The sequence below is a fragment of the Acetobacter tropicalis genome (assembly GCF_030644465.1).
In the GTDB taxonomy this organism is placed as follows: Bacteria; Pseudomonadota; Alphaproteobacteria; order Acetobacterales; family Acetobacteraceae; genus Acetobacter; species Acetobacter tropicalis.
Map to the genome: position 1 here is coordinate 377514 of NZ_JAUYUW010000001.1, position 26199 is coordinate 403712.

General features: G+C 58.3%; 20 protein-coding genes. 4 read left to right on the plus strand and 16 right to left on the minus strand.

Translation table 11 applies throughout. The features are described 5' to 3' along the window. Window positions 1-38: 38 nt before the first annotated feature. The 10 genes from rplL to QWU00_RS01755 form a co-directional block, all read right to left on the minus strand. On the minus strand, window positions 39-416 hold the full coding sequence (gene rplL, locus QWU00_RS01710) for a 50S ribosomal protein L7/L12 (RefSeq protein WP_006557747.1): 378 nt from the start codon (window positions 414-416) through the stop codon (window positions 39-41). Window positions 417-516: 100 nt separating this feature from the next. Further along, entirely contained in the window at window positions 517-1041 is a 525-nt protein-coding gene (gene rplJ, locus QWU00_RS01715) for a 50S ribosomal protein L10 (protein WP_006557746.1), read from the minus strand. Window positions 1042-1321: 280 nt separating this feature from the next. Further along, on the minus strand, window positions 1322-2014 hold the full coding sequence (gene rplA / locus QWU00_RS01720; RefSeq protein ID WP_035377660.1) for a 50S ribosomal protein L1: 693 nt from the start codon (window positions 2012-2014) through the stop codon (window positions 1322-1324). A gap of 4 nt (window positions 2015-2018) precedes the next feature. Next, a complete protein-coding gene (gene rplK / locus QWU00_RS01725) occupies window positions 2019-2450 on the minus strand; it encodes a 50S ribosomal protein L11 (RefSeq protein ID WP_035377658.1) in 432 nt (143 codons plus the stop codon). Between the two features lie 105 nt (window positions 2451-2555). After that, entirely contained in the window at window positions 2556-4160 is a 1605-nt protein-coding gene (locus tag QWU00_RS01730; RefSeq protein ID WP_035377802.1) for an efflux transporter outer membrane subunit, read from the minus strand. A gap of 8 nt (window positions 4161-4168) precedes the next feature. Continuing rightward, the gene (locus QWU00_RS01735) at window positions 4169-5503 is read right to left on the minus strand and encodes an efflux RND transporter periplasmic adaptor subunit (protein WP_081938930.1); all 1335 of its coding nucleotides are present in this window, start codon (window positions 5501-5503) and stop codon (window positions 4169-4171) included. Then, window positions 5500-8670 carry an efflux RND transporter permease subunit gene (locus QWU00_RS01740; protein ID WP_035377656.1) on the minus strand — a complete coding sequence of 1057 codons (3171 nt, stop codon included), beginning with the start codon at window positions 8668-8670 and terminating at the stop codon, window positions 5500-5502. The genes QWU00_RS01735 and QWU00_RS01740 overlap by 4 nt, the downstream gene beginning before the upstream one ends. A 129-nt stretch (window positions 8671-8799) precedes the next feature. Then, window positions 8800-10158: a sensor histidine kinase gene (locus tag QWU00_RS01745; protein ID WP_035377654.1), complete on the minus strand. Its 1359-nt coding sequence runs from the start codon at window positions 10156-10158 to the stop codon at window positions 8800-8802. Further along, the gene (locus QWU00_RS01750; protein ID WP_006559126.1) at window positions 10145-10888 is read right to left on the minus strand and encodes a response regulator transcription factor; all 744 of its coding nucleotides are present in this window, start codon (window positions 10886-10888) and stop codon (window positions 10145-10147) included. The genes QWU00_RS01745 and QWU00_RS01750 overlap by 14 nt, the downstream gene beginning before the upstream one ends. Beyond that, complete coding sequence (locus QWU00_RS01755) at window positions 10885-12225, minus strand: DNA recombination protein RmuC (protein ID WP_035377652.1); 1341 nt, start codon at window positions 12223-12225, stop codon at window positions 10885-10887. The genes QWU00_RS01750 and QWU00_RS01755 overlap by 4 nt, the downstream gene beginning before the upstream one ends. Window positions 12226-12395: 170 nt before the next feature. Here QWU00_RS01755 and QWU00_RS01760 point away from each other — a divergent pair, with 170 nt between their 5' ends. The 3 genes from QWU00_RS01760 to QWU00_RS01770 all read left to right on the plus strand — a co-directional run bounded on the left by QWU00_RS01760 (window position 12396) and on the right by QWU00_RS01770 (window position 15627). Beyond that, window positions 12396-13679 carry a dicarboxylate/amino acid:cation symporter gene (locus tag QWU00_RS01760; RefSeq protein WP_081938929.1) on the plus strand — a complete coding sequence of 428 codons (1284 nt, stop codon included), beginning with the start codon at window positions 12396-12398 and terminating at the stop codon, window positions 13677-13679. 139 nt (window positions 13680-13818) lie between these two features. After that, window positions 13819-15120 carry an MFS transporter gene (locus tag QWU00_RS01765; RefSeq protein ID WP_035377651.1) on the plus strand — a complete coding sequence of 434 codons (1302 nt, stop codon included), beginning with the start codon at window positions 13819-13821 and terminating at the stop codon, window positions 15118-15120. Between the two features lie 117 nt (window positions 15121-15237). Then, a complete protein-coding gene (locus QWU00_RS01770) occupies window positions 15238-15627 on the plus strand; it encodes a hypothetical protein (protein WP_035377648.1) in 390 nt (129 codons plus the stop codon). 146 nt (window positions 15628-15773) lie between these two features. Here QWU00_RS01770 and bcp read toward each other — a convergent pair whose 3' ends face one another. Both bcp and QWU00_RS01780 read right to left on the minus strand, forming a co-directional pair. Further along, a complete protein-coding gene (gene bcp, locus QWU00_RS01775) occupies window positions 15774-16250 on the minus strand; it encodes a thioredoxin-dependent thiol peroxidase (protein ID WP_035377646.1) in 477 nt (158 codons plus the stop codon). 138 nt (window positions 16251-16388) lie between these two features. Next, a complete protein-coding gene (locus tag QWU00_RS01780) occupies window positions 16389-19541 on the minus strand; it encodes a bifunctional [glutamine synthetase] adenylyltransferase/[glutamine synthetase]-adenylyl-L-tyrosine phosphorylase (protein ID WP_035377644.1) in 3153 nt (1050 codons plus the stop codon). Between the two features lie 38 nt (window positions 19542-19579). On the opposite strand from QWU00_RS01780, the gene QWU00_RS01785 reads away from it, so the two are divergent. Then, complete coding sequence (locus QWU00_RS01785) at window positions 19580-22828, plus strand: AsmA-like C-terminal region-containing protein (RefSeq protein WP_035377643.1); 3249 nt, start codon at window positions 19580-19582, stop codon at window positions 22826-22828. 21 nt (window positions 22829-22849) lie between these two features. Here QWU00_RS01785 and QWU00_RS01790 read toward each other — a convergent pair whose 3' ends face one another. The 4 genes from QWU00_RS01790 to aat all read right to left on the minus strand — a co-directional run bounded on the left by QWU00_RS01790 (window position 22850) and on the right by aat (window position 26181). Next, window positions 22850-23512, minus strand: coding sequence for a hypothetical protein (locus QWU00_RS01790; protein WP_150395582.1), 663 nt, complete (start codon window positions 23510-23512; stop codon window positions 22850-22852). A gap of 36 nt (window positions 23513-23548) precedes the next feature. Next, on the minus strand, window positions 23549-24238 hold the full coding sequence (locus QWU00_RS01795; protein WP_035377641.1) for a hypothetical protein: 690 nt from the start codon (window positions 24236-24238) through the stop codon (window positions 23549-23551). 56 nt (window positions 24239-24294) lie between these two features. Next, window positions 24295-25140 carry a DUF4412 domain-containing protein gene (locus tag QWU00_RS01800; RefSeq protein WP_231551547.1) on the minus strand — a complete coding sequence of 282 codons (846 nt, stop codon included), beginning with the start codon at window positions 25138-25140 and terminating at the stop codon, window positions 24295-24297. 384 nt (window positions 25141-25524) lie between these two features. Beyond that, a complete protein-coding gene (aat, locus tag QWU00_RS01805) occupies window positions 25525-26181 on the minus strand; it encodes a leucyl/phenylalanyl-tRNA--protein transferase (protein WP_035377637.1) in 657 nt (218 codons plus the stop codon). Between the last annotated feature and the right edge of the window lie 18 nt (window positions 26182-26199).

A 26199-nucleotide genomic window follows, 5' to 3' on the forward strand; every position in this document is an offset into this window, starting at 1 on the left:
CCATCACCTCACCGCAAAGCGGCGAAGCTATGGTGAACTTATTTAATTTCGACGCTTGCGCCGTTGTCTTCAAGAGTCTTCTTGATTTTTTCGGCTTCGTCCTTGCTGGCACCTTCTTTGATGGTCTTCGGTGCACCTTCAACCAGATCCTTGGCTTCTTTCAGGCCCAGACCGGTGATGGCACGGATTTCCTTAATAACGTTGATCTTCTTGTCGCCAGCCTTGGCCAGGATCACGTCAAATTCGGTCTTTTCTTCTGCCGGAGCGGCAGCAGCGCCCGGAGCAGCAGCGGCAGCAACAGCAACCGGAGCAGCAGCGGAAACGCCCCACTTTTCTTCGAGCAGCTTGGAAAGTTCAGCAGCTTCAAGAACCGTCAGAGCAGACAGTTCGTCAACGAGCTTGTTCAGATCAGCCATGATTAGACTTCCTAATATAAACACTGGTTAGCAAAGCGCAACCCCCTCAGCAGGAAGGCCACGCTCAATTGAAAACACACCCTTTTGCAAGGGTATGGCTTTAGGCGGCTTCCGCCTCACCCGTTTTGGCATAGGCCCCAAAAACCCGAGCAAGCTGGCCAGCCGGTGCCTGGGTAACGCCTGCAATGCGTGTAGCCGGCGTGGAGATAAGACCCACGAGCTGCGCACGAAGCGTATCCAGAGACGGCAGTTCGGCCAGAGCCTTGATTCCGTCGGCATTCAATACCTGAGAACCAAGAGCGCCGCCGAGCAGCACAAGCTTGTCATTGGTTTTGGCGAACTCGACGATCACCTTTGCCACAGCCACAGGGTCCGCTGACCACGCAAGCGCGGTCGGCCCCTTCAGCAGCGGCGCGATGCCATCGAACTGGGTCCCATCCAGGGCGAGAGTTGCCAGCCGGTTTTTCGCGACTTTGTACGTCGCACCCGCTGCACGCACCTTGCGTCGCAGATCCGTCACATCAGCTACGGTCAGCCCGTCATTTCGGGTAACCACAACCATGGACGTTTCGGCAAACACGGCGGCAAGGGAAGCAACGAAGTCCCGCTTTTCCGTACGGTTCAAATCCCGTCTCCGTCTTGTTCTGCCCAGCACGAAGCCGACCAGAACGGGTTGCCCTCAGGATTTCATGACCACCATGAAATCCAGCTCGCCTGTCCTTGAACGGAATACCCGGAGCCTGCCGAACATACAGCCTGCAACCAGCATCCCCATCTTACCACCCGCAAGCCCCTAGGGACTAATTACGGCCAAACCGCGTGTGGTCTCGGACAGGTTTGGAAAGAATAACCATTCTCTCCATGATGCTACGCCAGACAGAGCCCGGCGCAGCAGCATCTCATACTCAGCCAGCGAAAGCTGAGATATCCAACTGAACACCCGGCCCCATGGTGGAGGACAGCGCAGCCTTTTTCAGGTACGTGCCTTTTGCACCAGACGGACGAGCCTTCTGCACGGCATCAATGAATGCGCGGGCATTTTCTTCCAGCTTGGCGGCGTCAAAAGAAGCCTTGCCAATACCAGCGTGCACGATACCGGCCTTTTCAGCGCGGTATTCAACCTGACCGGACTTGGCTGCTTCAATCGCACCCTTAACGTCCATAGTCACAGTGCCCAGCTTGGGGTTCGGCATCAGACCACGCGGACCGAGGATCTTACCCAGACGACCAACCAGAGCCATCATGTCCGGGGTAGCAATGCAGCGGTCGAAATTGATTTCGCCAGCCTGCACCTTTTCCATCAGGTCTTCTGCACCAACAACGTCTGCACCGGCAGCCTGAGCTTCTTCAGCCTTGGCACCACGTGCGAACACGCCAACGCGCAGGGTCTTGCCCGTGCCGTTCGGCAGGGACACGAAGCCACGAACCATCTGGTCAGCATGACGCGGGTCAATGCCGAGGTTGAGGGAGATTTCAACCGTTTCGTCAAACTTGGCGGTTGCATTGCCCTTTACCAGAGCAATTGCCTGATCCAGCCCATAAGCCTGACCGTGCGTTACTTTTGCCTGCGCAGCGGCAAAACGCTTATTCTTGGCCATGCTCTCAGCCCTCCACCGTCAAACCGATGGAACGAGCGGAACCAACCAGCATCCGCACTGCACCGTCGATATCGTTGGCGTTCATGTCTTTGAACTTCTGCTCAGCAATTTCACGCAGCTGATCCATGGTCACCTTACCCACGGTTGCGCTCTTGCCCACGGTCTGGCTGCCCTTGGAAATCTTGGCAGCCTTCAGCAGGAAGTACGTGTTCGGCGGGGTCTTGGTGATGAAGCTGAACGTGCGGTCTGCATAAGCGGTGATGACGACCGGGATCGGCATACCGGGCTCAAGACCCTGGGTCTTGGCGTTGAATTCTTTACAGAACTGCATGATGTTCAGACCACGCTGACCGAGCGCGGGACCGACCGGCGGCGAAGGATTCGCCTTGCCAGCGGGAATCTGAAGCTTGATGTAGCCAACAACTTTTTTGGCCATATCCGGGACTCCTCTTGTTGAACCCGAACCGCGGTTCGTTCGACTCTTTTGCACCATGGATATGGCACAGAAAGAGCCTCCCGCGTTCCGATAGGAAAGGCGCGCTTACCGGGGCGCACCCGTTCTGTCAAGGGGCTGAGGTGTTTTTGATACACCCTGCCCTGTCAGGTCAGACGATGCCGGATCGGCATTCGTATCAATTCCCGCAAGCGGCTTGGCATGGCGCAGATTGCCATATTGCAGCGGGTGGAACGGCATGATCTTGTCCGGCCTTGGCAGCTCGCCACGGGACCATCCACCACCCAACGCACGGATAAGTTGCACACGGGCATCCACGGCACGGGTTTCCACCTTCACCAGCGCAATGCGCGCCTCAAGAGCCGCTACCTGGGCAACCACCACATCCAGATAGTTGGTCAGGCCGCCTGTATAGAGCGCCATGGTCATGCTCTGGGTGCGGAGTGCGGCATCCACTGCACTACTCTGCTGATGCGCTTCCGTTTTGAGGCGTGTCGTGCGGGTCAGATTATCTTCCACTTCCTGAAACGCATCCAGCACGGTGCTCCGATACAGATCCTCTTCCTGCCTGTATTGCGACCAGTTCCGTTGCAGTTCCGCACGCCGCAGACCGCCCTGGAAAAGAGGCAGAAGCGCCTGCACACCAAACTGGTACATGGAGTTGGAGAGCGACGCGAGATCGAACCCGTTATCCATGAACCCTGTCATGGCGTTGAAGGTGATGTGCGGATAGAACGCCGCGCGGGACACACCAATCGCACGATTGGCCTGCGCCATCCGCCGCTCAGCCGCTGCAATATCCGGCCTCCGCTCCAGCAGGGTGGTCGGCAGCGCCACAGGAGGCTGCAGTTCCGTAAAGTTGAGCCGGGTTGTCGGCGCGATATGGAAGGATGCCGGAGCCTCATTCACCAGCACGGCGATGGCATGCTCCATCACGTCCCGCTGGGCCTTGATGTCCGTCTCCTGCGCCTGCGTGGCGTAAAGCTGCGCCTCCGCACGCGAGACATCCATGCCGGGCGCAATGGCACCGGCAAGCCTCATTTTAGTGACCTGCACGGCGGTCTGATAATAACGGATGGAATCTTTATAAACCGCATCCTGCGCATCCAGCCCACGCAACAGAACGTAGTCACTCGCCAGTTCAGCCTGTAGGCTCAGCCGGGCCAGAGCATATTGTGCCGCAGCCTCCTGCGTGCGCTGTTTACTCATCCGCACCTTGTTGCGGATGGCGGACCAGAAATCAGGCTCCCATGTTGCCGTTGCCGAATATTGCTCGGACGACATATAGACCGGCCCCTGAGACCCGGCCCCACGCCAGAGCCTGTGCCGGGAGCCTTTGTATTTCTCTCCAGCCGCCATGCCGTTGAGTTGCGGATAGAGGTGGGATTTTGCCTCCATCGCCACATCACGCGCCTGCATGAAGGCCTCAGCCTGGGCCTGAAGGTCCGGGTTCAGGCGCATGGCCTGATCTTCCAACTGGTTGAGTTCCGGGTCCCCCAGCATGGTCCACCAGTCAGACCGGATGGCATCATCAGAAGGATGGGCCGCGCGCAGCACGCCTTGCTCGCCCCAGTTTTCCGGCAACTTGAGGGGGGTAGGCTTGTAGCGGGGCGCCATATCGCAACCGGACAACATGGTTGCAAGAGACAGCCCTAGCAGAAACCCCGAACGCACCGTTTTACGAGACGCCATCCGCACCGTCATTGACGCCCTCCAGCCTCAGGGCCGGGGCGTTCATCTTCGGGCATGGCCCGCGTATCATCCTTATTGGTGTCGTCCGCAGCGGTCTTAGGTTTGCTGGCTGGCTTTTTGGACGGAAGATTGTAGCCCGGCGTGCCTTTGACAATTCTAACTTCCTGCCCATCCAGCAGTCCGGCAGATGGACTGTTCACCACGCGATCTGTTTTTTTCACCCCGCTCAGAATTTGCACGGTCGTCCCCAGATTGGTACCGACCGTTACATTGACCAGATGCACATGGTTGGAATCATCCACCAGCGCCACCTGCGTTCCTTCTGCCCGGAATATGATGGCCCCTTCAGGCAGGATCAGCATGTCCTCATCACCCGGCGCGCTGAAATGCGCCGTGGCGTAGGAGTTGGGCCATAGCTCGCCGGATTTGTTATCCAGCGTCAGTTCCGTTGTCACCGTGCGGGTTGAGGCATTGAAAGCCGACGCCGTGGCGAGGAACTTGGCCTTGAACGTGCGATCCGGATATTGCGGAATGCTCAGATCCGCCTCCAACCGAGGGGAAATGATATCGGCGTAATCCTGCGGCACCGCCACAAACACGCGCATGGCATGCACATCCGCCACGCTGAACAGTTCGGTTGCGTTACCGTGGGCATCCACATCCCCGCGCCCGGCATTCACGTAGTCACCCACATCTGCAAAACGCGACGTGACAACGCCATCAAACGGCGCAACGATTTTCTTGAACCCTTCAAGGGCCGCAAACCGCTCGACCTCATGCTCGGCCGCTTCAACCTGCGCTTTCTGTGCCTCCGCATTGGCGGCCTGCACATCCACTTCCTGCTGAGAAACAGCCTGCGTGCCCTGCAACGCCTTCCAGCGTTTGGCGGTAATCTGGGCCAGCTTATAGCGGGCCTGCGCCACGTTCAGGTTGGCTTTGGCGGCAGCGTACTGAGCATCCAGACCCGGGGTGTCAATTTCGGCCAGCACATCGCCAGCCTTCACCACGGCGCCGAAGTCCTTGTACCACATCTTCACGTAGCCAGAGACCTGCGCATAGATGGGTGCCTGATACCATGCGGCAATGTTGGCGGGCAGAGACAGCTTGCGCACGGATGGCCCCGGCTGCGGGTAGATCACCTGCACCGCTGGCGTGGCATCCCGCGCGGTTTCCTGCGCCAGATTCATGTAATTGGAATGACGCTCAACAATCCCAACTACGGCCAGAATGACCGCAGCGCCCCCTACCAGAGCAATCCCTAACTTACGGCGGGATGAGGAAGGCGCTGGCTGGGTATCATGACGCTCCGTGTGATCATGACCGCCCTCGTTCTGCGCGCTCATGCGCTTTCTCCCTCTTCCGTCGTCACCGGCTTTTTTCGATTATGCAGCATTGCAAACACGCAGGGCACAAACAGCAGGGTGGCCACCGTGGCCACCATCAGGCCACCCATGACCGCCTTACCCAGCGGCGCGTTCTGTGAATTACTCAGAGACATCGGCAACATACCGATAATCATGGCAGACGCCGTCATCAGCACGGGGCGGATACGTTCAAACCCGGCCTCAATGGCCGCCGCAATGGCGTCCCCATGCTCTTCCAGCCGTTCCCGCGCAAAGGATACCACAAGAATGGCGTTTGCCGTGGCAGTGCCCATGCACATGATGGCCCCCGTCAGTGCTGGCACGGACAGGGTGGTGTGGGTCAGGAACAGGCTCCAGGAAATACCCGCCAACGCGCCGGGCAGCGCGGTGATGATGATGAACGGGTCCAGCCAGGACTGGAAGTTGACCACAATAAGCAGGTACACCAGCAGCACGGACATGGCCAAGCCCCCCAGAAGCTGCGCGTAGGCACTGTTCATGGTCACAGCCTGACCGCGCACTTCCAGCGTGGAGCCACGCGGCAGATCAGGCCGTACTTCATCCACAATCCGCTCTACTTCACGCGAGACTGTGCCGAGATCTATCCCCTCATTAGAGGCATAGATGTCAAACACCGGCATGATGTTGTAATGCGCCACTTCGCCCGGTGTGCCGATCTGCTCAATATGGCTCAGGCCACCCAGAATTTGCGGAGGCTGGCCCGTTGGGTTGCCGTCCCCCTTATCAATGGGCGTAATTTCCAGATCGTTCATGGTTTGCAGGAACGTGGCTGGGGTCTGGATATCAATCAGATGCGAAACGCCCGTCTTTGTGTCCAGCCAGTACACCTGCCCGACCTGCGAGCTACCCGAGAGGGACACAAGCGCGTTGTTAGCAACGTCTGATTCTGTAATACCCGTGCCCAGTGCGTATGTCCGGCGTGCGTTCACCCGCAGGGTGGGCGTGGTCATGGGCTGCTGGACGGACACATCTGTCAGACCCGTGACGTGCCGCAGCCGGTCAGCCAGACGGTTGGCAAAGCGGAAATTGTCCGCAAGGTTACGCCCCACCACCTGCACATCAATCGGTGACGGCAGACCGAAGTTCAGAATTTTGGCAGTCAGATCCCCCGGCAGGAAGGAAATCTGCGTGCCGGGAAATTTCTCCTTCAGGTTGCGCCGCAGCATCTTCCGATACTCGGCCACCGGAGAATCCGGGTCCTTGAGGGAGATGGTGAGATCACAATCCTGCGTGCCAACTGTTGGTGTTGGAATGTACGCCTGATTCAGCGGGCTAAACGGTAAACCGCAGTTATCGACAATGCTTTCCACCTGACCGTTGAGCGTGCGTTCGATCTCATCATTGACCAACTGTGAAATCTTGCCTGCTTCTGAAAGCTTGGTGCCGAGTGGCGCACGCATGTGAATGGCCATGGTGTCGGAATTGATTTCTGGGAAGAAATCCTGCCCGACAAAAAACAGCAGACCAAGCGAGCCGATGGAGCACAGAACAAATACCGGCACAAAGGTGCCACGCGTTGCTACCAGATGGGTCAGCAGATCCTGATACCCATGGCGGAACTGCTCGAACTTGCGTTCAAACCCTTTCTGGAACCGGCCGAAAATGGTTTTGGGCTGCTGCGGGCCATGGGCGTGTGCCGCCACCTGCGCTGCCAGCATGTATTTCGCCATGGTCGGCACAAGGGTTCGGGACAGGATGAAGGACGCGATCATGGCGAAGATGATGGCTTCTGCCATGGGCATGAACAGCCAGCCCGCAACGCCCGTCAACTGGAACAGCGGCATCCACACAATACAGATGCACAGCGTGGACACGAAGGTAGGGATAACAATCTGGTTGGCCGCATCAATAATGGCGGTCTCCAGATCCTTGTCCATTTCAAGGTGAGCATCGATGTTTTCGATCATCACCGTGGCGTCATCCACCAGAATACCAACGGCCAGCGCAAGGCCACCCAGTGTCATGACGTTGATGGTCTGCCCAGCCCAGCCCAACCCGATAATGGAGCACAGCATGGCCAGCGGAATGGAGGTGGCAATAATGACCGTGGAACGCCAGGACCCCAGAAACAGCAGTACCACAAGACCCGTCAGACAGGCGGCGGTGAGCATTTCACGCAGCACGTCCTGTACGGATTCCTTCACGAAGGTGGAGGCGTCATTCAGAACCTTGATGTCGACACCCGGCGGCAGGGTTTTGGTAATGCCCGGCAGCAGTTTCTTCACACCGGACACAACATCCAGCGTGGAAGCATCACCGCTTTTCATCACCACAATCAGCACGCCCTGCTGACCTTTGACCAGCACGAGGTTTGTCTGCGGCGGGCCACCCTGATGCACCCACGCCACATCCTGCAGGCGAACAACAGCGTTCCCCACCTGCTTGATGGGCAGCATGTTCAATTCATCCAGCGCACGGGGCGAGGCGTTGGTCTGCACCATCCAGTCAAACGCGCCGATGCGCTGATCCCCGGCGGGCAGCACAATGTTCTGGCTGTTCAACGCACGGGAGACATCCACCGGAGACAACTGGTGCGCCAGCAGCTTGATGGGGTCCAGATCCACCATCACGTTGCCGGGCTGCCCCCCATACGGGTTGGGAATGGCGGCCCCCGCTACGGAGACCAGCGCAGGCCGGATCAGATTGGAGGACATGTCATAAATCTGTGAGGCCGTCATGGAGGTGGAAGACACCTGCAACGTGATGACCGGCACGGATGATGCATTATAGGCCAGAACCAGCGGCGGCGTGGAGCCGGTTGGCATCTGCTTGATGACTGTCTGGGAAACGGATGTGATCTGTGTCTGGGCGACAGCAGTATCTGTTCCGGGTTGGAAGAAGATCTTAACAATTCCGCGCCCGTAATAAGACTGGCTTTCTATGTGCTCGATATTATTGACCGTCGCCGTCAGGGCGCGTTCATAATAATACACAACACGACCGGACATATCTTCTGGCATAAGGCCAGTATAAGTCCACACAACGGCCACAACGGGAATTTTGATACTTGGAAAAACGTCCGTTGGTGTCGTGAATACCCCCCTGATGCCGAACACCAGAATGAGGATCGACAGAACGACAAATGTGTACGGCTTTTTAAGCGCTGTAACCACAATCTCATTCATGTGCGCTACCCCCGGCAACGACACACAAATGGCTGCATCCAGATGAATCAGTCATACCTACGTGAGATACAGATATCCTTCTCAAGCGCCAATAAAAATGCTTTTAATCAGGCTGTATAAATGCATTTGTCATTGAAATATAATCCTGAAACAGGTGCCACGGCCTCCGGCACCTTCCTCCACCGTAACAGAGGCATCATGCATATGGGCAATGGCTGAAACAAGGCTGAGACCAAGCCCGCTTCCCGGTACATGGCGGCTCTTGTCAGAACGGTAAAAACGAGTGAGCACCGCCTCCCGCTCCCCTTGAGCAATGCCGATACCTGTATCCGTAACCGTCAACACAGCCTTATCGGCCTGCCGCATGACGGCTACCGTTACCCGACCTCCCTCCGGCGTGAACTTGATGGCGTTATCGACCAGATTGGCCAGCAGTTCGATCAGGAGATGCCTGTCTCCATCTATCTGAACGGGCGTGGAGGCAACCTGCGTAACAAGGTGGATTCCTTCCGTCTCCGCAATAGGTTCATACAGATCCACCACATCTGCCACCAAGTCCGCCAGATTGAGGGACGCAAAGCCAGCCCGGCGGCGGCTGCTCTCAATTTCGGCAATCCGCAACAAGGCGGTGATAATGGCCAGACACTGGTCCAGATCATCCACGGCGCGGGAGACGGCTCCCTCAAGTGCATCGCGCGGGCCGCCGGTGGAAAGAGCGCGCTCCAACTTGGCCCGCACACGCGAGAGCGGCGTGCGCAGATCATGGGCAATATCGTTACCCACCTCACGCATGCCATCCATCAGGTTTTCCAGCCGGTCCAGCATGCGGTTCACACTTCCCGCAAGCCGTTCCAGATCATCCCGCTCCTTGCCCGCAGGCAGGCGTTCATGAATATCGCCTGCCATAATCAGGTCTATCGCCTCATGCATGTCTTTCACGCGGGAGAGGGCGCGGTGACTGAGCACCATCCCCAGCAACAGCGCGAACAGCAAGGTCGGCACGGCCGCCAGCACCGTGGCATGCCGCAGCATGAGTTTCTGCTCCGCCAGCAGATGAAAACTGCGCCCCAACACCAGAATATTGCCATCCGCCAGCGTGACAGCCAGCAGGCGCAGCGGATAAGCGGCCCCTTCTTCCGGGTAGATTTCAATATTATGGGGTTTGCCGTCTGCTTTCAGGCCCCGAGGCCAAGACCGCAGATCACCCGTAATCAGGGCATGGCTCGGGTCAAACAGCCCCGCGCTGCTGATAACCAGCCGCATATCATCCGTCGCACGTTTCCGGATAACGTATTCCAGATGCTCCGGCGTCATTTCGGCAAGCAGTTTGGCTTCACCACGCAGCAGTTCAGTAGAGCGATGAGATTCCACCGCCTCCATCTGCGTATATACCAGCGCAAACTGCATCACCATCACGCCTGCCATGGCGGCCAGCGCCATAAGAGTGAGGCGGAATGCGGCGGTGCGGAAAAGCTCAGTCAGGAACACGCAGCAGGAATCCGGTGCCGCGAATGCTTCTGATCAATGGTTCCTCACCCGGAGCATCAACCTTGCGACGCAGTTTACCGATATGCACATCCACCAGATTGGTGCGCGGAATAAAGCGATACTGCCACACATCTTCCAACAACATGGACCGGGTGAGCACCTGATCCGGCCGGCGCATCAGATATTCCAGAAGCCGGAACTCACGCGGCAGCAGTTCAATCTCCCGCCCATCCCGCCAGACGCGGCGTTCGATCAGATCCATCTCCAGCGGCCCTACGCGCAGGCGCGTGCTGCGGGTGTCATCCGGACGGCGCAGCAACGCCTCAACCCGCGCCAGCAGTTCTTCCATGGCAAAGGGCTTGGTCAGGTAATCATCACCGCCCGCCTTCAGGCCGGTCACGCGGTCATCCACGGCGGAAAGAGCAGACAGCACAAGAACTGGCGTGCGAATGCCGCGCTGACGCAGGGTTTCGATAACCGTCAGGCCATCCATGCCGGGCAGCAGACGGTCCACCACCATCACATCCACACCACCCGCCAGCGCCGCCGCAAGGCCGGCATCGCCTGTGGCGCGATGCTGCACATCCAGACCGTGGGCTGTCAGTTCCCCAACAATTTCTTCAGCAATGGTGCTATCGTCTTCTATCAGAAGAACGGCGCCACGGGGCTGATTTTCCTGCCCTGTGCCGTTATCACCCTGTGCTGTTTCCAATGCCGTTTCGTCATTCATATCTGTTCTGATGCTGTCTTCTGTGGGGTTACGCCAGTAAATTCCATTTCAGAGTGAGAGACACCTGCTGGGGAAAGTCCCCCTTCTCCCTCTGGTTTCCGGGCCGTGCTTTCAGGCACCATACTCCCTTCCGTGTCTTCCGGGCCATCAAGTTCTCGCAAACGGCGGCTGACAACCCGCGTGCGCCGCCGCGCTTCTTCAATGGAGGAAGACATGGCCTGCGCATTCCGGGCCAGTTTTTCCAGCACGCCGTCCATCTTGATCATTTCCTGACGGGTGGCCCCCAACAGCCGGGCTATTGTTTCCGTCCGGTCTTCCAGCGCGAGGGTCACATACCCCAGATGCACCGTGCGCAACATGGCGGGCATCAGAGCTGGCCCCATGATCATGACACGGCAGGTCCGGCTGATTTCATCAAACAGGCCCGGAATACGCGCGGCCTCCGCGTACAATCCATCAGTTGGCAGATAGAGCACGGCAAATTCAACCGTTCTGGGCGGCTGAATATATTTGGCGGCAATTTTACGCGCTTCCAGCCGCATCGTGTTTTCAAGCGCCTTGCGTGCGGCCTTTTCTCCCACGGCATCCCCTTCTTCCGCCGCGTTCAGAAGGCGCTCGTACGCCTCGGTAGGGAATTTGCTGTCAATGGCCATAACGGGCGGCGTGCTGGCACGCACCGGCATGCGGATAGCAAATTCAACCACATCATTCCCGGACCCCAGCCGCACGTTTGACTCATACGCGCCTTCGGGCAGCACATCATCCAGAATGGCTTTGAGCTGCGCCTCCCCCCAGCCGCCACGGGTCTTCACATTGCTGAACAGGCGTTTGAGATCACTGATCTGCGCTGTCATGGCGCGGACCTCCCCCATAGCCTTCTGCATGGCGGAAAACTGCTCCAGCACGCGCTGGAAGGAAGTCTGCATCTGGCGTTCAACGGCCTCATGCAACTGCTCTGTCACCGCTGTGCGAATGGCCCCCAACTGACGGGCAGAGGCCTCGGCCATCTCACGCAGAGCTTCCGACTGCGCTGCGCGGGCTTCGGCCTGCTCCCGCCCCATGCTGCCCGCTATGCCGCCCAGCCGTTCGGCCATTTCCGCGCGCATCTGTTCGATCCGCGCCATCATGCCCCGCTCCATTTCAGAGAGGGTGCCGCGCTGCTGCGTGGCTTCCGACCGGCTGACGGCGGCTTCCCGCTCAATCAGCACATACAGCCGGGCCAGCAGATCAGCATCCGCCCCGCCCTCCTGAGCGCGAGGGCGCAGGAGCAACGTCATGACCGCGCCAAGCGCAAGCGCCCCTATGGCAACACCAGCAAGCAGTAGACTATTTTCCATAGGCCGGTCTTGTCATCCCTTCTTCAAAAAGGGGAGTGTATGCAACACGTGATGAACCAATTCGCTCTTATCACGACAATGCAATGACATCCCTTTGATAACAATGGTATGAGGTTTGCCGCGCAAATAGCTGCTTTACAAGAATAACGAACAAACAGGAAACTTTACGCGTGTCTCTGCCCAGCCACTCTCCGTCTTCCGGTCGCAGCCATTCTTTGTATCTTCAGGTTATTATTGCTGTTGTTACAGGCATTCTGGTTGGATATTTTTTCCCCAATATCGGGGCCTCCCTCCGCCCACTTGGTGATGGTTTTGTCAAACTGATCAAGATGGTGATCGCGCCAGTTATTTTTCTGACTGTGTGCACCGGCATTGCCGGTATGGCGGACCTGAAGCAGACAGGCCGCGTGGCAGGCAAGGCCATGGCCTACTTCCTGTTTTTCTCCACCTTCGCGCTTATTGTGGGCATGATTGTCGCCAATGTGGCGCGCCCGGGCACCGGGCTGCACATCAAGCCGGAATCTCTGGATGCAGGGTCCGTGGCCTCCTTTGTGAGTGAAGCCCACTCTCACTCCTTTACAGAATTCCTGATGCGCATCATCCCCGCCACAACGGCAGGGGCATTCACCTCTGGTGAAATTCTTCAGGTTCTGCTGGTGGCCATCCTGTTTGGTATCAGTCTGGCCAAGATGGGCCCTGCGGGGGAAAAAGTGCTGACCCTGTTCCGTAGCCTGACGGAACTGGTGTTTGGCGTGGTGCGGCTGGTGATGTATGTGGCGCCTATCGGGGCATTTGGCGCCATGGCGTTTACGGTAGGCAAGTTTGGTGTGGCCTCTATTAGCCACCTGATTGAGTTGGTTTTGGCGTTTTACCTGACCGCCATAGTCTTTGTTTGCGGTATTCTTGGTATTGTCACGCGCCTGATGGGCTTCAGCATCCTGCGCCTGCTGAATTACCTGAAGGAAGAGCTGCTGATTGTGCTCGGCACCAGCTCTTCTGAATCAGCATTACCCGGCCTTATTTCCAAACTTGAAAACGCAGGTTGCCCGCAAGGGATTGTCGGGCTGGTGGTACCCATGGGCTATTCATTCAATCTGGATGGCACTAATATTTATATGACACTGGCCGCGCTGTTCATTGCGCAGGCCACGGATGTTCACCTCAGTTTAGGCGAACAGGCAGCCTTGCTGCTCGTGGCCATGGTCAGTTCCAAGGGAGCTGCCGGGGTCACGGGCGCTGGTTTCATTACGCTGGCCGCCACCCTCTCCGTCGTGCCGAGTGTGCCTGTGGCGGGCATGGCGCTTATTCTGGGAATTGACCGTTTCATGTCGGAATGTCGGTCTCTTACCAATCTGGTAGGGAACGCCGTGGCCGCCATTGTCATTTCCCGGTGGGAAAACGCGTTGGACACCACGCAGCTTCACGCCGCACTGGACAAGCGCAAAAGTGAATGACGGCTGCCTTTCAAAAAAACCATCCTCACGCAACCTCTGCTTCCCCCCCCGGTTTAGAGGCTTTTTGAATATCCGGCCAGGAAACGCTGGCCGAGTATTCAGGCAGCCTTTTCAGGCTTAAAAACAACGGAGATCCGGAATGACCACGGCGCAGCGTCTGCGTGGTATTCTGGCAGGGTCCGCCGGAAACCTGCTGGAATATTATGACTGGTATGTTTATTCCTCTTTCACCATTTACTTCGCGCACGCTTTCTTCCCCCGTGGAAATGAAACCGCAGAACTGCTGAACGCTGCCGCTGTTTTTGCCGTTGGCTTCTTTATGCGCCCCATTGGTGGGTGGCTGCTGGGTGCCGCGGCTGACCGTTATGGCCGCCGTAAGGCCCTGACCCTCTCCGTTACGGCCATGTGCCTTGGCTCCCTCGCCATTGCGGTGTGCCCGACTTATACGCAGATCGGCTTGCTGGCGCCTGCCGTGCTGCTTGTAGCGCGACTGGTACAGGGCCTTAGTCTGGGCGGAGAATATGGGGCCTCCGCCACTTATCTGGCGGAGATGTCTGACCCCCAGAATCGTGGTTTCTGGTCAGGTTTTCTTTACGTCACCCTTGTCATGGGCCAGTTGCTTGCGCTCGTGATCCTGCTGCTGATGCAATATGTGTTCCTCACACCCCAGCAGATTGAGGTCTGGGGCTGGCGCATTCCCTTCCTGCTGGGTGCGGCAGGAGCCGTTCTGATCTTTTGGCTCCGGCGGCAGATGCAGGAAAGTGAACGCTTTGAACGCAGCCACCAAAAACAGGAACAGGGTGGTCTGCGTGTTCTCCTGCAGCATAAACGGTCGGTGCTGACTGTGTGCGGCATGACGCTAGGTGGCACAGTAGTATTTTATACCTACACCATCTACATGCAGAAATACTTGGCCAACACGCTCGGTTTTCCCAAAAATACCGCAACGCTGGTCTCATCCGCATCACTGCTGGCCTTTGCCCTGATGCAGCCCGCCTTTGGCGCTCTGTCTGACCGAATTGGCCGCAAACCGCTGCTACTCTATTTTGGCATTTGCGCCACGCTGGGCACGGTTCCACTGCTTACTCTGCTCTCCGGTGTTCAGTCCCCATGGGCCGCGTTTGGGCTTATTACCGGGGCCCTGTTTATTGCCTCCGGCTATACTTCCATCAACGCAGTGGTGAAGGCAGAACTCTTTCCCACACAGGTGCGCGCGCTGGGTGTGGCCCTGCCCTACGCCGTTACTGTCTCTCTGTTTGGCGGCACAACGGAATATATTGCCCTATGGTGCCGTCAGGCCGGGCATGACATCTGGTTTGCCTATTACGTTTCCCTTTGTGCCGCCATTACCCTCCTGACCGTTCTGACCCTGCGCAAAACCGACAGGATCAGTGAAGAAAACGGGGCATCCGCAGCCGCGCAGACATTACCAAAAAATTAGGAAGAGGCCGAAATCGCCCACAAGGAGCCTTTAAATTGCCATGAGGGAGCGCATTATTTGAAAACAGAGAAGAGGAGCGGTTCCCCCCTCCCTTCCCGTTTTCAGGAGGCATACATTATGCGCCGTATGACAAAACTTCTTCTTGCTCTGCCCATTATTGCTGGCACAGCACTGGCAAGCGTTCCGGCAGCCGAGGCGTATCCCGGCCCCCATTGGGGCGGTGGTCCACGCTGGGGCGCTCCGCCGCCACGCGGCTATTGGGGGGGCGGTGGTCCGCGCCACTGGCACCATCGTGGTGGCAATGGGGGCGCTATTGCCGGTGCCCTGATTGGTGGTCTGGCCGTAGGCGCTCTGGCAGGAGCTGCCATGGGCAACGCTGCACCGCCGCCCGTAGCTTATGCGCCACCACCACCCCCTCCGCCGCCAGTGTATGCGGTTCCCGCGGTGCCAGTCGCTCCGGTTCCCGGCTATTATGCCGCACCGGGTGCTTATTACTCCGGCTGGTAACACCCAGCCGGTTTCACTGCCACCAGCCATCAAGACCGGCTGGGGCCATCCTGCGCCACAAGCTGATGGCAAAATCTGGCCGGGCCTGAGAGAATACAAACGACTGCGTGGTAAGGCCCCCTCACACCGCAAGAATTGCGTTTGACTTACAGAGCCTGAGCGGCTTCCAGAACAGCTTCTACATGGCCCGGCACCTTCACCTTCCGCCATATCCGGGCAATCTTGCCATCGGCTCCGATGAGAAAGGTTGTACGGTCAATGCCCATATAGGCCTTGCCGTAAAGCGACTTTTCCACCCACACACCATACGCTTCCGTCACGTCCCCTTGTGCATCAGAGGCCAGCGGGAACGTGAGATGGTATTTATCCGCAAAAGCGTCCAGCTTTTTCACTGGATCACGGGACACACCAATTACAGTCAATCCAGCGCCTTCAAATGCCTTCAGGGCTTCATTAAAGCCACAGGCCTCCTTGGTGCAGCCGGGCGTATCCGCCTTGGGGTAGAAATACAGCACAAAAGGCTTGCCTTTAAAGTCTGCCAGACTGACATGACGCCCCCGGCTGGTTGCCATGGAAAAATCAGGAGCGATACTCCCGTCCTGTAAAAGCTGTTCATCAGGCATGCTGGTTCTCCTTGTTCTGACACACGCGGCTCACACGCGCATTTGACCAACCGTAGCGAGAGACCGTGCAAACTGAAAGACATGCTTGCGGCAGCGCCTCGCTCATTGTCTGATGGCGCGGTGTCGCGGTCTTCCTCCCTACGTATGGACGTGCGGAAGGTTTGTTTCCACCATCACTTCGGCAAACGCATCCCCTTCGGCAACAGGACCGATCACGCGGGCAAAACACGCCCGCACAGTTCGTGCCAAAGCCGTGGTACGCAGCAGAAGCGTGGCCATATTATCCATCTCCATGGCGCGAAGCAGCATGGCCAGCGCGGGCGGGGCGAGTTCTTTTTCCAGATCAAGGGGAGGCACCGGGCCACAAAGCAAACGCAGCAGACACTGAAGCCGCCGCCATACTGCATCCGCTTCCAGCAGAAGCGCCGTATCCTCACGTGTTAGAAACCCAGCCTTGCCCAAGCGCGCCAGCGCCCTGCGTGTACAGGGATCACGCACGCCCTTGTCAGCCGCAACAAGCTGCAAGCTCTGAGCAACAAACTCCACCTCCATCAGCCCGCCCACACGCCGTTTGACATCCCAAGGGCTGGAGGCTGGCAGATCACGTGCCAGACGGGCCCGCATGGCCCGCGCATCTTCACGTATTGCCTCAGGCTGCGGCGTAAGCGTTTGTATCTGACCATCCAGAATGCGACCCAGATCGTCCTGTATGTCCCGTTTCAGAAAAGCCGGGGCGGCAATAATACGCGCCCTGGTCAACGCCATACGCTCCCATGTCCATGCGGCTTCCGTGTGGTATTTCAGAAAAGCCCGGCGGGCCACGGCAACAGGCCCCGCTGCCCCTGAAGGCCGCAGCCGCATATCCACCGCATAAAGGGGGCCTTCCGGGCCGGGCGCCGTCAAGGCCGCAATAAAGGCATGGGCCAAACGGGTATAGTATTGCGCCACAGTAACAGAGCGCGCAGCAGGAAGCACAAACCCTTCCGGCGTTTTTTGGGGCGGCGTTTTGGGCACTACGCTGGCCTGCACCTCCTCCGGATGATCAAACACTAGCAGCAGATCAAGGTCTGAACCGGGCATCATTTCTCTGGAGCCTGCCTTGCCCATCGCAATAACCGCCATGCCCCCACCGGGCACCCGCCCATAGCGGCGCACATGGTCTCTTTCCACCGCCTGTTTGAGCACAATCATGATGGTGTCTGCCAAGGCCGTACGGGCACGCTCCGCTTCATTCTCGCTCATGCGGCCTTCCAGCACCGCAACGGAAAGACGAAATTCCTCCCCGCGTAGGAGGGGGCGCAGGGCCGTTACCAGCAGCTCCGTATGTTCCACCTCGCTCGCCAACTGCCGCAGACGGGCCTGAACATTGCGTCCCTCTTCCGGTTCTGGTTCCAGCAGCCCTTCCAAGGCGGAGGGCGTATCCGCAAGATGGTTGGCCAGAAAAGCCGAGGCATCAAGCAGCGCCGCAATCCGGTCTATCAAAGCCGGGTTACGTTCAAACAGGGAGAGCAGTTGCACGCCTGCATGCTGGCGCGCCAGCAGGGCATCAAACCGTCGTAAACAGGCCAGCGGGTTACTGCGCGCGGCAAAACTGGCCAGCAACGCAGGCAACAGAACCCGCAGCAACGCATGCGCCCGTTCAGACCGCAGCGCCCGCAGGCTATTACCCTGCCAGCGGGCCAATACCTGCGCGGCTTCTGCCGCCTGATCTGCCGGGAACCCAAGTTTCTGCAACAATGCAGGCGAATTTTCATCTTCTGGCGCAATAGCCAGCAGAGCCGTTTCCGCTTCTTCCGCCTCAGGCGGCTGGCTAACAAAATGCCGCTCAAAAATACGTCTGGCTTCACGCATGCGCGGCAGCAGGTCCAGCGCCAGTGCTTCACCGTCCGCATAGTTCATGAACACGGCAAACGCGTGAAAGGCCTCCGGCTGTTCGGGCAGGGAGTGTGTCTGGTGGTCGGCCCGCATTTGCAGCCGGTGCTCGGCATCCCGCAACAGGCGATAGGTGCGGGCCAGAACCTCGGCTTCCTCCCGCGGGATGTAAGCCGAGCCCACCAGTTTTTTCAGCGCGCCGAAGGTTGTTTTCTCGCGCAAAGCGGGCACGCGACCACCCCACACAAGCTGCATGGCCTGCGCAATAAACTCAATTTCCCGAATACCGCCCTGCCCCAGCTTCAGGTTATGGCCCAGTAGCCATTGCATGCTGGCGGCGGGATCAGCCAGCACACTGTCAGGCATCTCGGCAAGGCCGGTGCGCCCGACATTACGGTAACGGTCAATCCGCGCCTTCATGGTGTGGATATCGTCAATCAGCGCGAAATCAAGATGCCGGCGCCAGACAAAAGGGCGGATGGCCGCCAGAAAATCCCGCCCCAGCTTGAGGTCTCCCGCCACCGGGCGCGCCTTGATCATGGCGGCGCGTTCCCACGTCTGGCCAAGGCTTTCATAATACAGGATGGCAGCCTGCACCGAGACCGCCGCTGGCGTGGAGGATGGGTCCGGCCTCAGGCGAAGATCGGTACGGAAAACGTAGCCATTCGCATCCCGCGCTTCCATGAGGCTGACAAGATCGCTAGTCATACGGATGAACACGCGCCGCACGGCATCCGGCTGCTTGTGACCTGAGGGGTCATACAGCACCATCAGGTCTATATCGGAGGAGAAATTCAGTTCCCGTGCCCCGAGCTTTCCCATCGCCAGAACAAAAAAACCACAACCGTATGTCGAGCGTTTGGGGTCACGTAACTGAAGCTGACCGGATTGATGGGCGACCCATAACAAATGCCTGACCGAGACCTCCAACGCGGCCTCAGCCAGACGGCTGAGCGTTTGCGTTACGTCTTCCAGCGGCCAGAACCCGCCCAGATCAGCCACGGCACACAGCAGGGCCACCTGTTTTTTGGCACGCCGGAGTGTGGCGGCAACATACTCTCGCCCAGATGTAATGTCACACGCAGCCAATGCCGCAAACGCGTCTTTCGCGCAGGCCTCCGGGCCGTCCTGCAACAAGGCGGCAAAGGAGAGCGGATCTTGCCGGGCCAGATCAGACAGATACGGGCTGTTGCCCCCAAGGCAGGCCACCAGTTCCATGGCCCCCGGCAGCTCAAGAACCTCACCCCGGCCCACATCCCGCAGAAGGGTGATCATGTCCTCCTCAAGATGCTGGGCGGCCTGCGCATCCGCCGCAGCGGGCCAACTGGCATCCGGCCAGACGCGATGCTCACCACGGCGGGCGCGTACATCCTTGAACTGGGGCACATGTTTAAACTGGGATTGAATAACAGGCGTCATGGTCTGACCATTCTGGTGAAGGACGAAGGGTTGCTGCGTTGACTTCCACAGGTCAAGACCTGCGCCGCCCGCTGCATAAGCGGGTTTTGCGTGTTTTAACTGTTCTGGCGCTGGCCGTCCTGCTTCTTCCGTTTCTGGTGGTGGCGGGACTTATGCTCCGCATGGTATTCGGGCCGGTCAACATCACACCTCTGGCCCGCCCGTTCCTGCCGGTAACCGTCATGCCGGGAGCCCCCCACCAACCGCCTGCCGCACGCCTTACACTCGGCCGGGCGGAACTGCGTTGGAATGGTCTGCATGATGGCTGGAGCACGCCTGTTATGCTTGATCTGCATAACCTGCGTATTCTCAAAACAGACAGCACTTCGCCCGACACAATTGAAGATGCCCGCATCACACTGGCACCGCTGGCCATGTTGCATGGCTCTCTTGCCTTGCGGACAGTGGATATTGAGGGCGTGCGTCTTGCGCTGCGCCGGGGCAAGGATGGCAGCGTAGGGCTGGACGTGAATGCTCCCTCCGTTCCACCCGATCAGTCACAGAACAATGCGCTTGATCCGCTAGGCATTGAGCGGCTGAGCGTTCACAACGCCCGGGTAACGGTCAATGATCAGCTTACCGGCACCCGCTGGCTTGCCACGCCGTTTGACACCACTCTGCATCTTCTTCCCGTAGCGGGCAAAAATGGCGTGACAGGCACTGTCACGTTCAGCATCACCGGCGAGGAAACGCATGCCCGTCTGGATCTGACTGCATCGGGCACCCGCACACCTGAAAATACGGTTACGTGGCATCTATCTGTTGCCCCAACCCAACCGGCTGGTTTTGCCAAGCTGAGCCCCGCTCTGAAAGATGTGGGGAATACGGTCAGCCTGAACGGCGATGCCATTTTTGCACCCGCGCCACACAGCTTCTGGTTGCTGCCACATGCGCTGGATCTGCTGGCAGATATTGGCAAAGGACCGCTGACTGTCGCCCATTCGCACTACCTGCTGAACCATGGCACAGCAGCCGTGCACCTGGACCTCAACCACGCCTCGCAGTCTCATATTCCGGCAACGCTCTCCCTCACCGCCCTGCGGCTTGATCTGCTTGACCCCAATCAGCCTGACGCAGCAGCAGAAGGTATTACCGTTAACGGTCATGCCACGCTCAGCGCCTCTGACCTGTTCAGTCCTCAGGCGCTTTCCGGGCAGGCAAGCCTTGAAATACCGCAGATTGATTTTGCCAATATTGCCCAGTTCTGGCCGGAAAAAGCCGCCAAAGGTGGCCGACTGTGGGTGAAGAAGAACATCACGCAGGGGCTTGCACATGATCTGCATGTGGCTGCCAGCCTGCATAGTGATACAGGCTGGAATGGTCTGAATGTCACGGGCATTACCGGCGGCGTGGACGCTACGGGCCTGACTGTCCACTGGTTGCGGCCCATCTCCCCCCTACAGGGGATGAATGCCCATCTGGAAGTGGATGGGATGGATAAGCTCCACATCACGTTTGACCACGCCTACCAACTGGTGAACCGTGCGGATAAAAATGTGGGCGCGACCGGCATTGGCCGGGTGGAGGCCGGGCCGGGCTCCATGGATATCACCGGGCTCACCAAAAAAGATCAGGACGGCACGATCAAAACCGCCCTGCGCGGCAATCTACGCGATATTCTGGCTCTGCTGGCCGAACCGCGGCTGCATCTTCTCTCCCGTCACCCCATCAGCTTTACAAAGCCATCGGGCAATGCGTCTGTCATGCTCTCTCTCACCCTACCGCTTGAGAGCGATGTCACGACCGATCAGATGACCATCAATGCCCACGCCGATCTGACCCACACCTATCTGGGTAATGTTGTCATGGGCCGGGCCATTACCAACGGTCGTATCCAGATAGACGCCACGGCGCAAAACCTGAACCTGACGGGGCATGCTGCATTGGGTGGCCTGCCTTCTGACGTGAGCTATTTTATGGATTTCCGCTCCCTCTCCCCCACAGAGGTTGCAGAAAAAGCCCATGCCATCACACACATTACGCCGCCAACCGCTATTGCGGCAGGTTTTGCCGTGGGAGACCATTTTTACGGCAGTGCAGAGCTTCAGACAGACTATACCCGCCTCGCTAACAACACAGGGACCGTTGGGCTTAATCTGAACCTGACACCCGCAAAAATCCTTATCCCGCTCTGGCACAAGGCCGCAGGGCGGAAGGCACAGGTTTCGGCTGAACTGGCGCTGGTGGATGGGCATATCACGGCCGTCAACAAACTGCTGGCGACAGGCCCCAATCTGGATGTACGCGGACAGGCCCGCCTGCGCCCCAACCGCCCTCCTGAACTGCTGATTTCCTCTTTCTGGATTGATCGGTCTACCGGGCACGCTCGGCTGATGCTCCCATACGCTGCACAAGACAAGACCATCCGCGTTGGCGTCTATGCCTCCACGCTGGACCTCTCTCCCCTGATGGAAGGAGACCCCACAGCCCCCAAACCCGCCAGCACCGGATACCATGTGCCAGAAGCGGCAACCGGCACCATCCACGGACCGCCGGGAAATGCGTGGGTTATTGATCTGCAGGCAGATTCCCTGTTCTACAACCAGACCCGGCAGCCCCTGAAAGGTGTGAAGGCCCATTTTGAAGATAACGGCATGCGGCTGGAAAGCATGCATTTCACCATGCGCGGCCCCTCGCCGGTTGCCATGCATCTCACACCCAACGGCAGCAAACGCAGCCTGCATGTTGCTATTCCCGACATGGGCGCTTTTCTGGCAGCGTTCAACATTCTGCCCAACGTGGAAGGCGGACAGGCCACCCTTCAGGGCAACTTTGACGACACCCTACCCTCAGCCCCCTTCAAGGGCGTGCTGAACATCACACCTTTTGTTCTGACAAAAACACCCAGCACGGTGCTGATCGCCCGCAACCTTTCCCTTTACGGATGGATCAACGCCCGCAAAGCGCCGGAATTTGAAATTTCCCGCCTGACCATGCCTGTGACCTTCAAAGATGGCGTTCTGGGCATTCAGGAGGGGCGTGCCGGAAATGATGCGCTGGGGGCCACACTGGAAGGCAAGGTCGATCTGGACCGCAATGTGCTCGATCTGAACGGTACGGTGGTGCCTGCCTTTGCTCTCAACAAACTGCCGGGCAAGCTACCCGCTATTGGCCGATTGTTCAGCCCGGAAAAGGATGGCGGGCTGGTTGCCATGAAATTTGGCATTTCCGGCAAACTTGACAACCCGGATCTTCACGTGAACCCGTATTCCATCTTCCTGCCCGGGATGTTGCGCAAGCTGTTCTAGAAGCCCCACTTCCCGAAAAAATCAGGGAGTTTCCGGCCCTGTCCCTGCGGAAGGGGCATCCGGGTCTTCAATGTCAGCAGGGCTTTCGCTCAGATAAACGGTGTCATGTAGCGGGCCTTCCACATGCGCGGTGATAATGCCTGCCTTCACCGCAGCCTGAAAACCTGATGCTTCATCCTCAAAGGTCGTATCAACCCCGTTTCCGCTCACTTCCCCCACGGGCTGGAATGTGACGTCCACCTGTGGGCGGACAGGATTGATCAACCAGTGCCGGGTTCTGGACACCAGCGTTGAGGCATCCGCCATGCCGCACGGCTGCATTTCTGTAAGGGTTACGGTTTCCGTGGTCACCAACCCTTCCATTTGAGCAGGGTCTTTGCGGCCATTCGCTGGCCTGCGCGCCACAAATACCGTGCCGGAAGGGATGACCATCAACGTATCGGGATGATCGCTTTTCTGGTGCGCAAAACAGATATCCACACCGCCCTGCACGTTGAGGGACGGCGCAACGCCACCCAGCCCACCAGCACCAGCACCAGCACCAGCACCAGCACCAGAAGATGCCACCCCAGAGGACTGCTTACCAGTCTGTGCCCACCCGGTGCCTGACGGCGTGCTACCCAGCACGCCTATTGCCAGACCGGCCAATGCATAGGCCAGAACTCTGGTGTTTTGTGGCGTCATGCCCATTCCCTTTCCTTCTCAACAGGGCGGGCAAGGTTATGGCGTAGCGGGCGCTTCCTTCTTCAGCCCCGCAGGGATAGCAAACACCGTATCGGGTTGCGATACCCTGTTTACACTCAGGGCCCTGACCGTAATCTGGCCGCCTTGCGCAACCTGCAACAGCAGCCCATCCGCCGTGTAACACACATCACTGGCATGCCCGTCTGTATCTTTCGTGCGCCATAATGTGCATTGTTCTCCTGCCACTACGGAACCACCCAAACGCGCATAGGTGCCCGTCATGGCTGTATGACCAGGCGGTGTCAGCACCTGGCTGGGGGCTGGCATCACACTTTGTCGGCGGCGGGCCTCATCCACTACGGTCAAAGTATGGTCCGGCCAGGATGTAATCATGTAAACAGCAGAGTTCTGAGGGTCCAGCCGCTGGCGCAGAGAGGCCACCTGCCACCGCATGCGCTGCTTCATCACGGCGTCCCCCATGGGAGAGGTGACTTCATACAGCACATCAACATCCGTCGAAGGGGTGATGAAAGGGGCATCCTGTGAGACGCCTTGTTGGGCAGCCTCCCCAATGCTCCCTCCTCCGGCCTGAGCCTGAGCCTGAGCCTGAGCCTGAGCCTGAGCCTGAGCCTGAGCCTGAGCGGGAAGCACAGACACAAGGCTTACGCAACCCAGCAGAAGGGGCACGCCCGCGCCAGAGAGTGCCCTTGCTTTGCGTTCCCTCATATCCTTCCTGTCAGGCAATGCTCTTCCTTCTCCCTGCCGGGAGTGCCGAACACAACTCATTGGGCGCTGCTCCCTTCAGGTGCCGTTGAGGCCCCGTCGCCTGCCGGAACCTGCGTTGTGGGGCCAACACCCGGAATGGGGCTACCCGAAGGCCCGCTGGGGGCCAATGAGCCTGCATTTTCCTCAGTTCCTGAACCGGGACGTGGAGAATGTGGCGTAATTTCCTGATATCCGGCAGGAGGCATGAAAGCGCTGGCCGGTACATCATCATAGGAAATATGCGTGGCTTTCAGGTGGCCATTCAGACCATCCACATCCACACCATCCTGCTCCAGAATAAAACCGTCATCCGTTACGCAGGCAGAGCCTGTTCCCTCCGTGGACTGCACACTCCAAATGGTGCAGGGCTGGCCTGTAACCTGAGACGTCCCCTTGCGCGCAAACTGCATGGACATATCCAGAAGGAACGGGCTGCGTGCCACCTCCTGCTGCACCAGCCGGGTGTAGATTTTTCTGTCATCCAGAATAATCAGAACTTCCTGCGCGGCACGGTTGATGACCACGGAACCCCGGCTGTCATCCCCCTCCATGCCTTTCATGTAACGGATACGCATCAGGCCGCCATCACCTGAAAACAGAACCTGCACATGGCGTTCTGGCAACGGACCGGGCGGCACCTTGCCCGCCTGAACCAGATCAGCCGGGGGTTTGGGCTGAAACACATAATCAATTACGGCATCCCGCCCCGGCGTAAGCCGCGGATGATCCGGCTGAACAGCAGCACCCTGATCAGCACCAAGGGCAGAAGAAGCCAGAGACAAACTCCATGCCAGAGGCGTTGCAGCCAGCAGGCCACACAAGGTTAGCTGGCGGAGTATGCGGCCCGGCTGGCGAGTCATCATGCGTTCGCTTCTTTCTTTCCGTCTCTGTCTCATAACTGTCTTACTACCGTGTTCACTAGTCTCTGCCAGCCCCACCAGCCGGAGAAACATGCCCCTTGGGAGAGAGCCTATGCACCATTGGGGTGTGTTGCCCATTAAGAGAGAGAATTGCGGCCAAGAGGTGATCGCCACGATAAAAATTTGGAAGATCAGCTTTTTACCGGAGGGTGGTTGCACAGCGACAAGGCGTGTTCGCTGATAACGTTTCTGAAGAAGAGAGTTGACCTTTGCTACCAACAGCCAAGAACATGGACTTTCGCGCTCAGGGCACCCAATACGGGGCCAAAAGCCTATCCAGTGTCAGGCAACACACTATGGGCTGATACGTGATATTTACTGAAAGCCTTAGCTGCCTTGCCGCATGGTTCTGATCTCGGCTTCCAGTTGCTGGGGCGTGAAGTTAGCCTGCCAACATGGCGGCATGTGGACAGCGCGCTCCAATGTGGTTTTGTACTCTGCAGCCGGTATTTCCACACCGCCAAAACGGGTGAGATGATCCGTGCCAAACTGGGTATCCAGCACCATGAAGCCGGATAATCTGAGCCGCGCCACCAGATGCACCAGCGCCACCTTGGATGCATCGGTCACCCGGCTGAACATGCTTTCTCCAAAAAATGCACCGCCAAGGGCCACGCCATACAGACCACCAACCAGTTCACCATTCTGGCGACACTCCACACTGTGGGCGTATCCCATCTCATGCAGGGCACAGAACAGGCGGAAGATCTCGCTATTGATCCATGTCTGCTCCCGCCCCGGCGCAGGAGCAGCGCAGCCCTTCATGACAGCGGGAAAATCCTGATCGACCGTAACGTCAAACCGGCCAGAGAGCACCGTGCGCCGTAATCTGCGGGGAAGGTGGAACGCCTGTAGCGGCAAAACACCTCTTGGGTCGGGATCATACCATTGCAGGTCTTCATCCTCGGCATCCGCTGCCATGGGAAACAAGCCCACGGCATAGGCGCCCAACATAAGTTCCGGCGTTAAACCCTGATCAGACATTCCTGAACGCTCTCCTTA

Bases quoted from the DNA above. Each gene is read 5' to 3' on its own strand.
- QWU00_RS01750 (WP_006559126.1), bottom strand. From the start codon at position 10,888: ATGAATGACGAAACGGCATTGGAAACAGCACAGGGTGATAACGGCACA.
- QWU00_RS01800 (WP_231551547.1), bottom strand. From the start codon at position 25,140: ATGATGACTCGCCAGCCGGGCCGCATACTCCGCCAGCTAACCTTGTGT.
- rplK (WP_035377658.1), bottom strand. From the start codon at position 2,450: ATGGCCAAAAAAGTTGTTGGCTACATCAAGCTTCAGATTCCCGCTGGC.
- QWU00_RS01755 (WP_035377652.1), bottom strand. From the start codon at position 12,225: ATGGAAAATAGTCTACTGCTTGCTGGTGTTGCCATAGGGGCGCTTGCG.
- bcp (WP_035377646.1), bottom strand. From the start codon at position 16,250: ATGCCTGATGAACAGCTTTTACAGGACGGGAGTATCGCTCCTGATTTT.
- aat (WP_035377637.1), bottom strand. From the start codon at position 26,181: ATGTCTGATCAGGGTTTAACGCCGGAACTTATGTTGGGCGCCTATGCC.
- QWU00_RS01740 (WP_035377656.1), bottom strand. From the start codon at position 8,670: ATGAATGAGATTGTGGTTACAGCGCTTAAAAAGCCGTACACATTTGTC.
- QWU00_RS01730 (WP_035377802.1), bottom strand. From the start codon at position 4,160: ATGGCGTCTCGTAAAACGGTGCGTTCGGGGTTTCTGCTAGGGCTGTCT.
- QWU00_RS01735 (WP_081938930.1), bottom strand. From the start codon at position 5,503: ATGAGCGCGCAGAACGAGGGCGGTCATGATCACACGGAGCGTCATGAT.
- QWU00_RS01790 (WP_150395582.1), bottom strand. From the start codon at position 23,512: ATGACGCCACAAAACACCAGAGTTCTGGCCTATGCATTGGCCGGTCTG.
- rplL (WP_006557747.1), bottom strand. From the start codon at position 416: ATGGCTGATCTGAACAAGCTCGTTGACGAACTGTCTGCTCTGACGGTT.
- QWU00_RS01770 (WP_035377648.1), top strand. From the start codon at position 15,238: ATGCGCCGTATGACAAAACTTCTTCTTGCTCTGCCCATTATTGCTGGC.
- rplA (WP_035377660.1), bottom strand. From the start codon at position 2,014: ATGGCCAAGAATAAGCGTTTTGCCGCTGCGCAGGCAAAAGTAACGCAC.
- QWU00_RS01765 (WP_035377651.1), top strand. From the start codon at position 13,819: ATGACCACGGCGCAGCGTCTGCGTGGTATTCTGGCAGGGTCCGCCGGA.
- QWU00_RS01795 (WP_035377641.1), bottom strand. From the start codon at position 24,238: ATGAGGGAACGCAAAGCAAGGGCACTCTCTGGCGCGGGCGTGCCCCTT.
- QWU00_RS01780 (WP_035377644.1), bottom strand. From the start codon at position 19,541: ATGACGCCTGTTATTCAATCCCAGTTTAAACATGTGCCCCAGTTCAAG.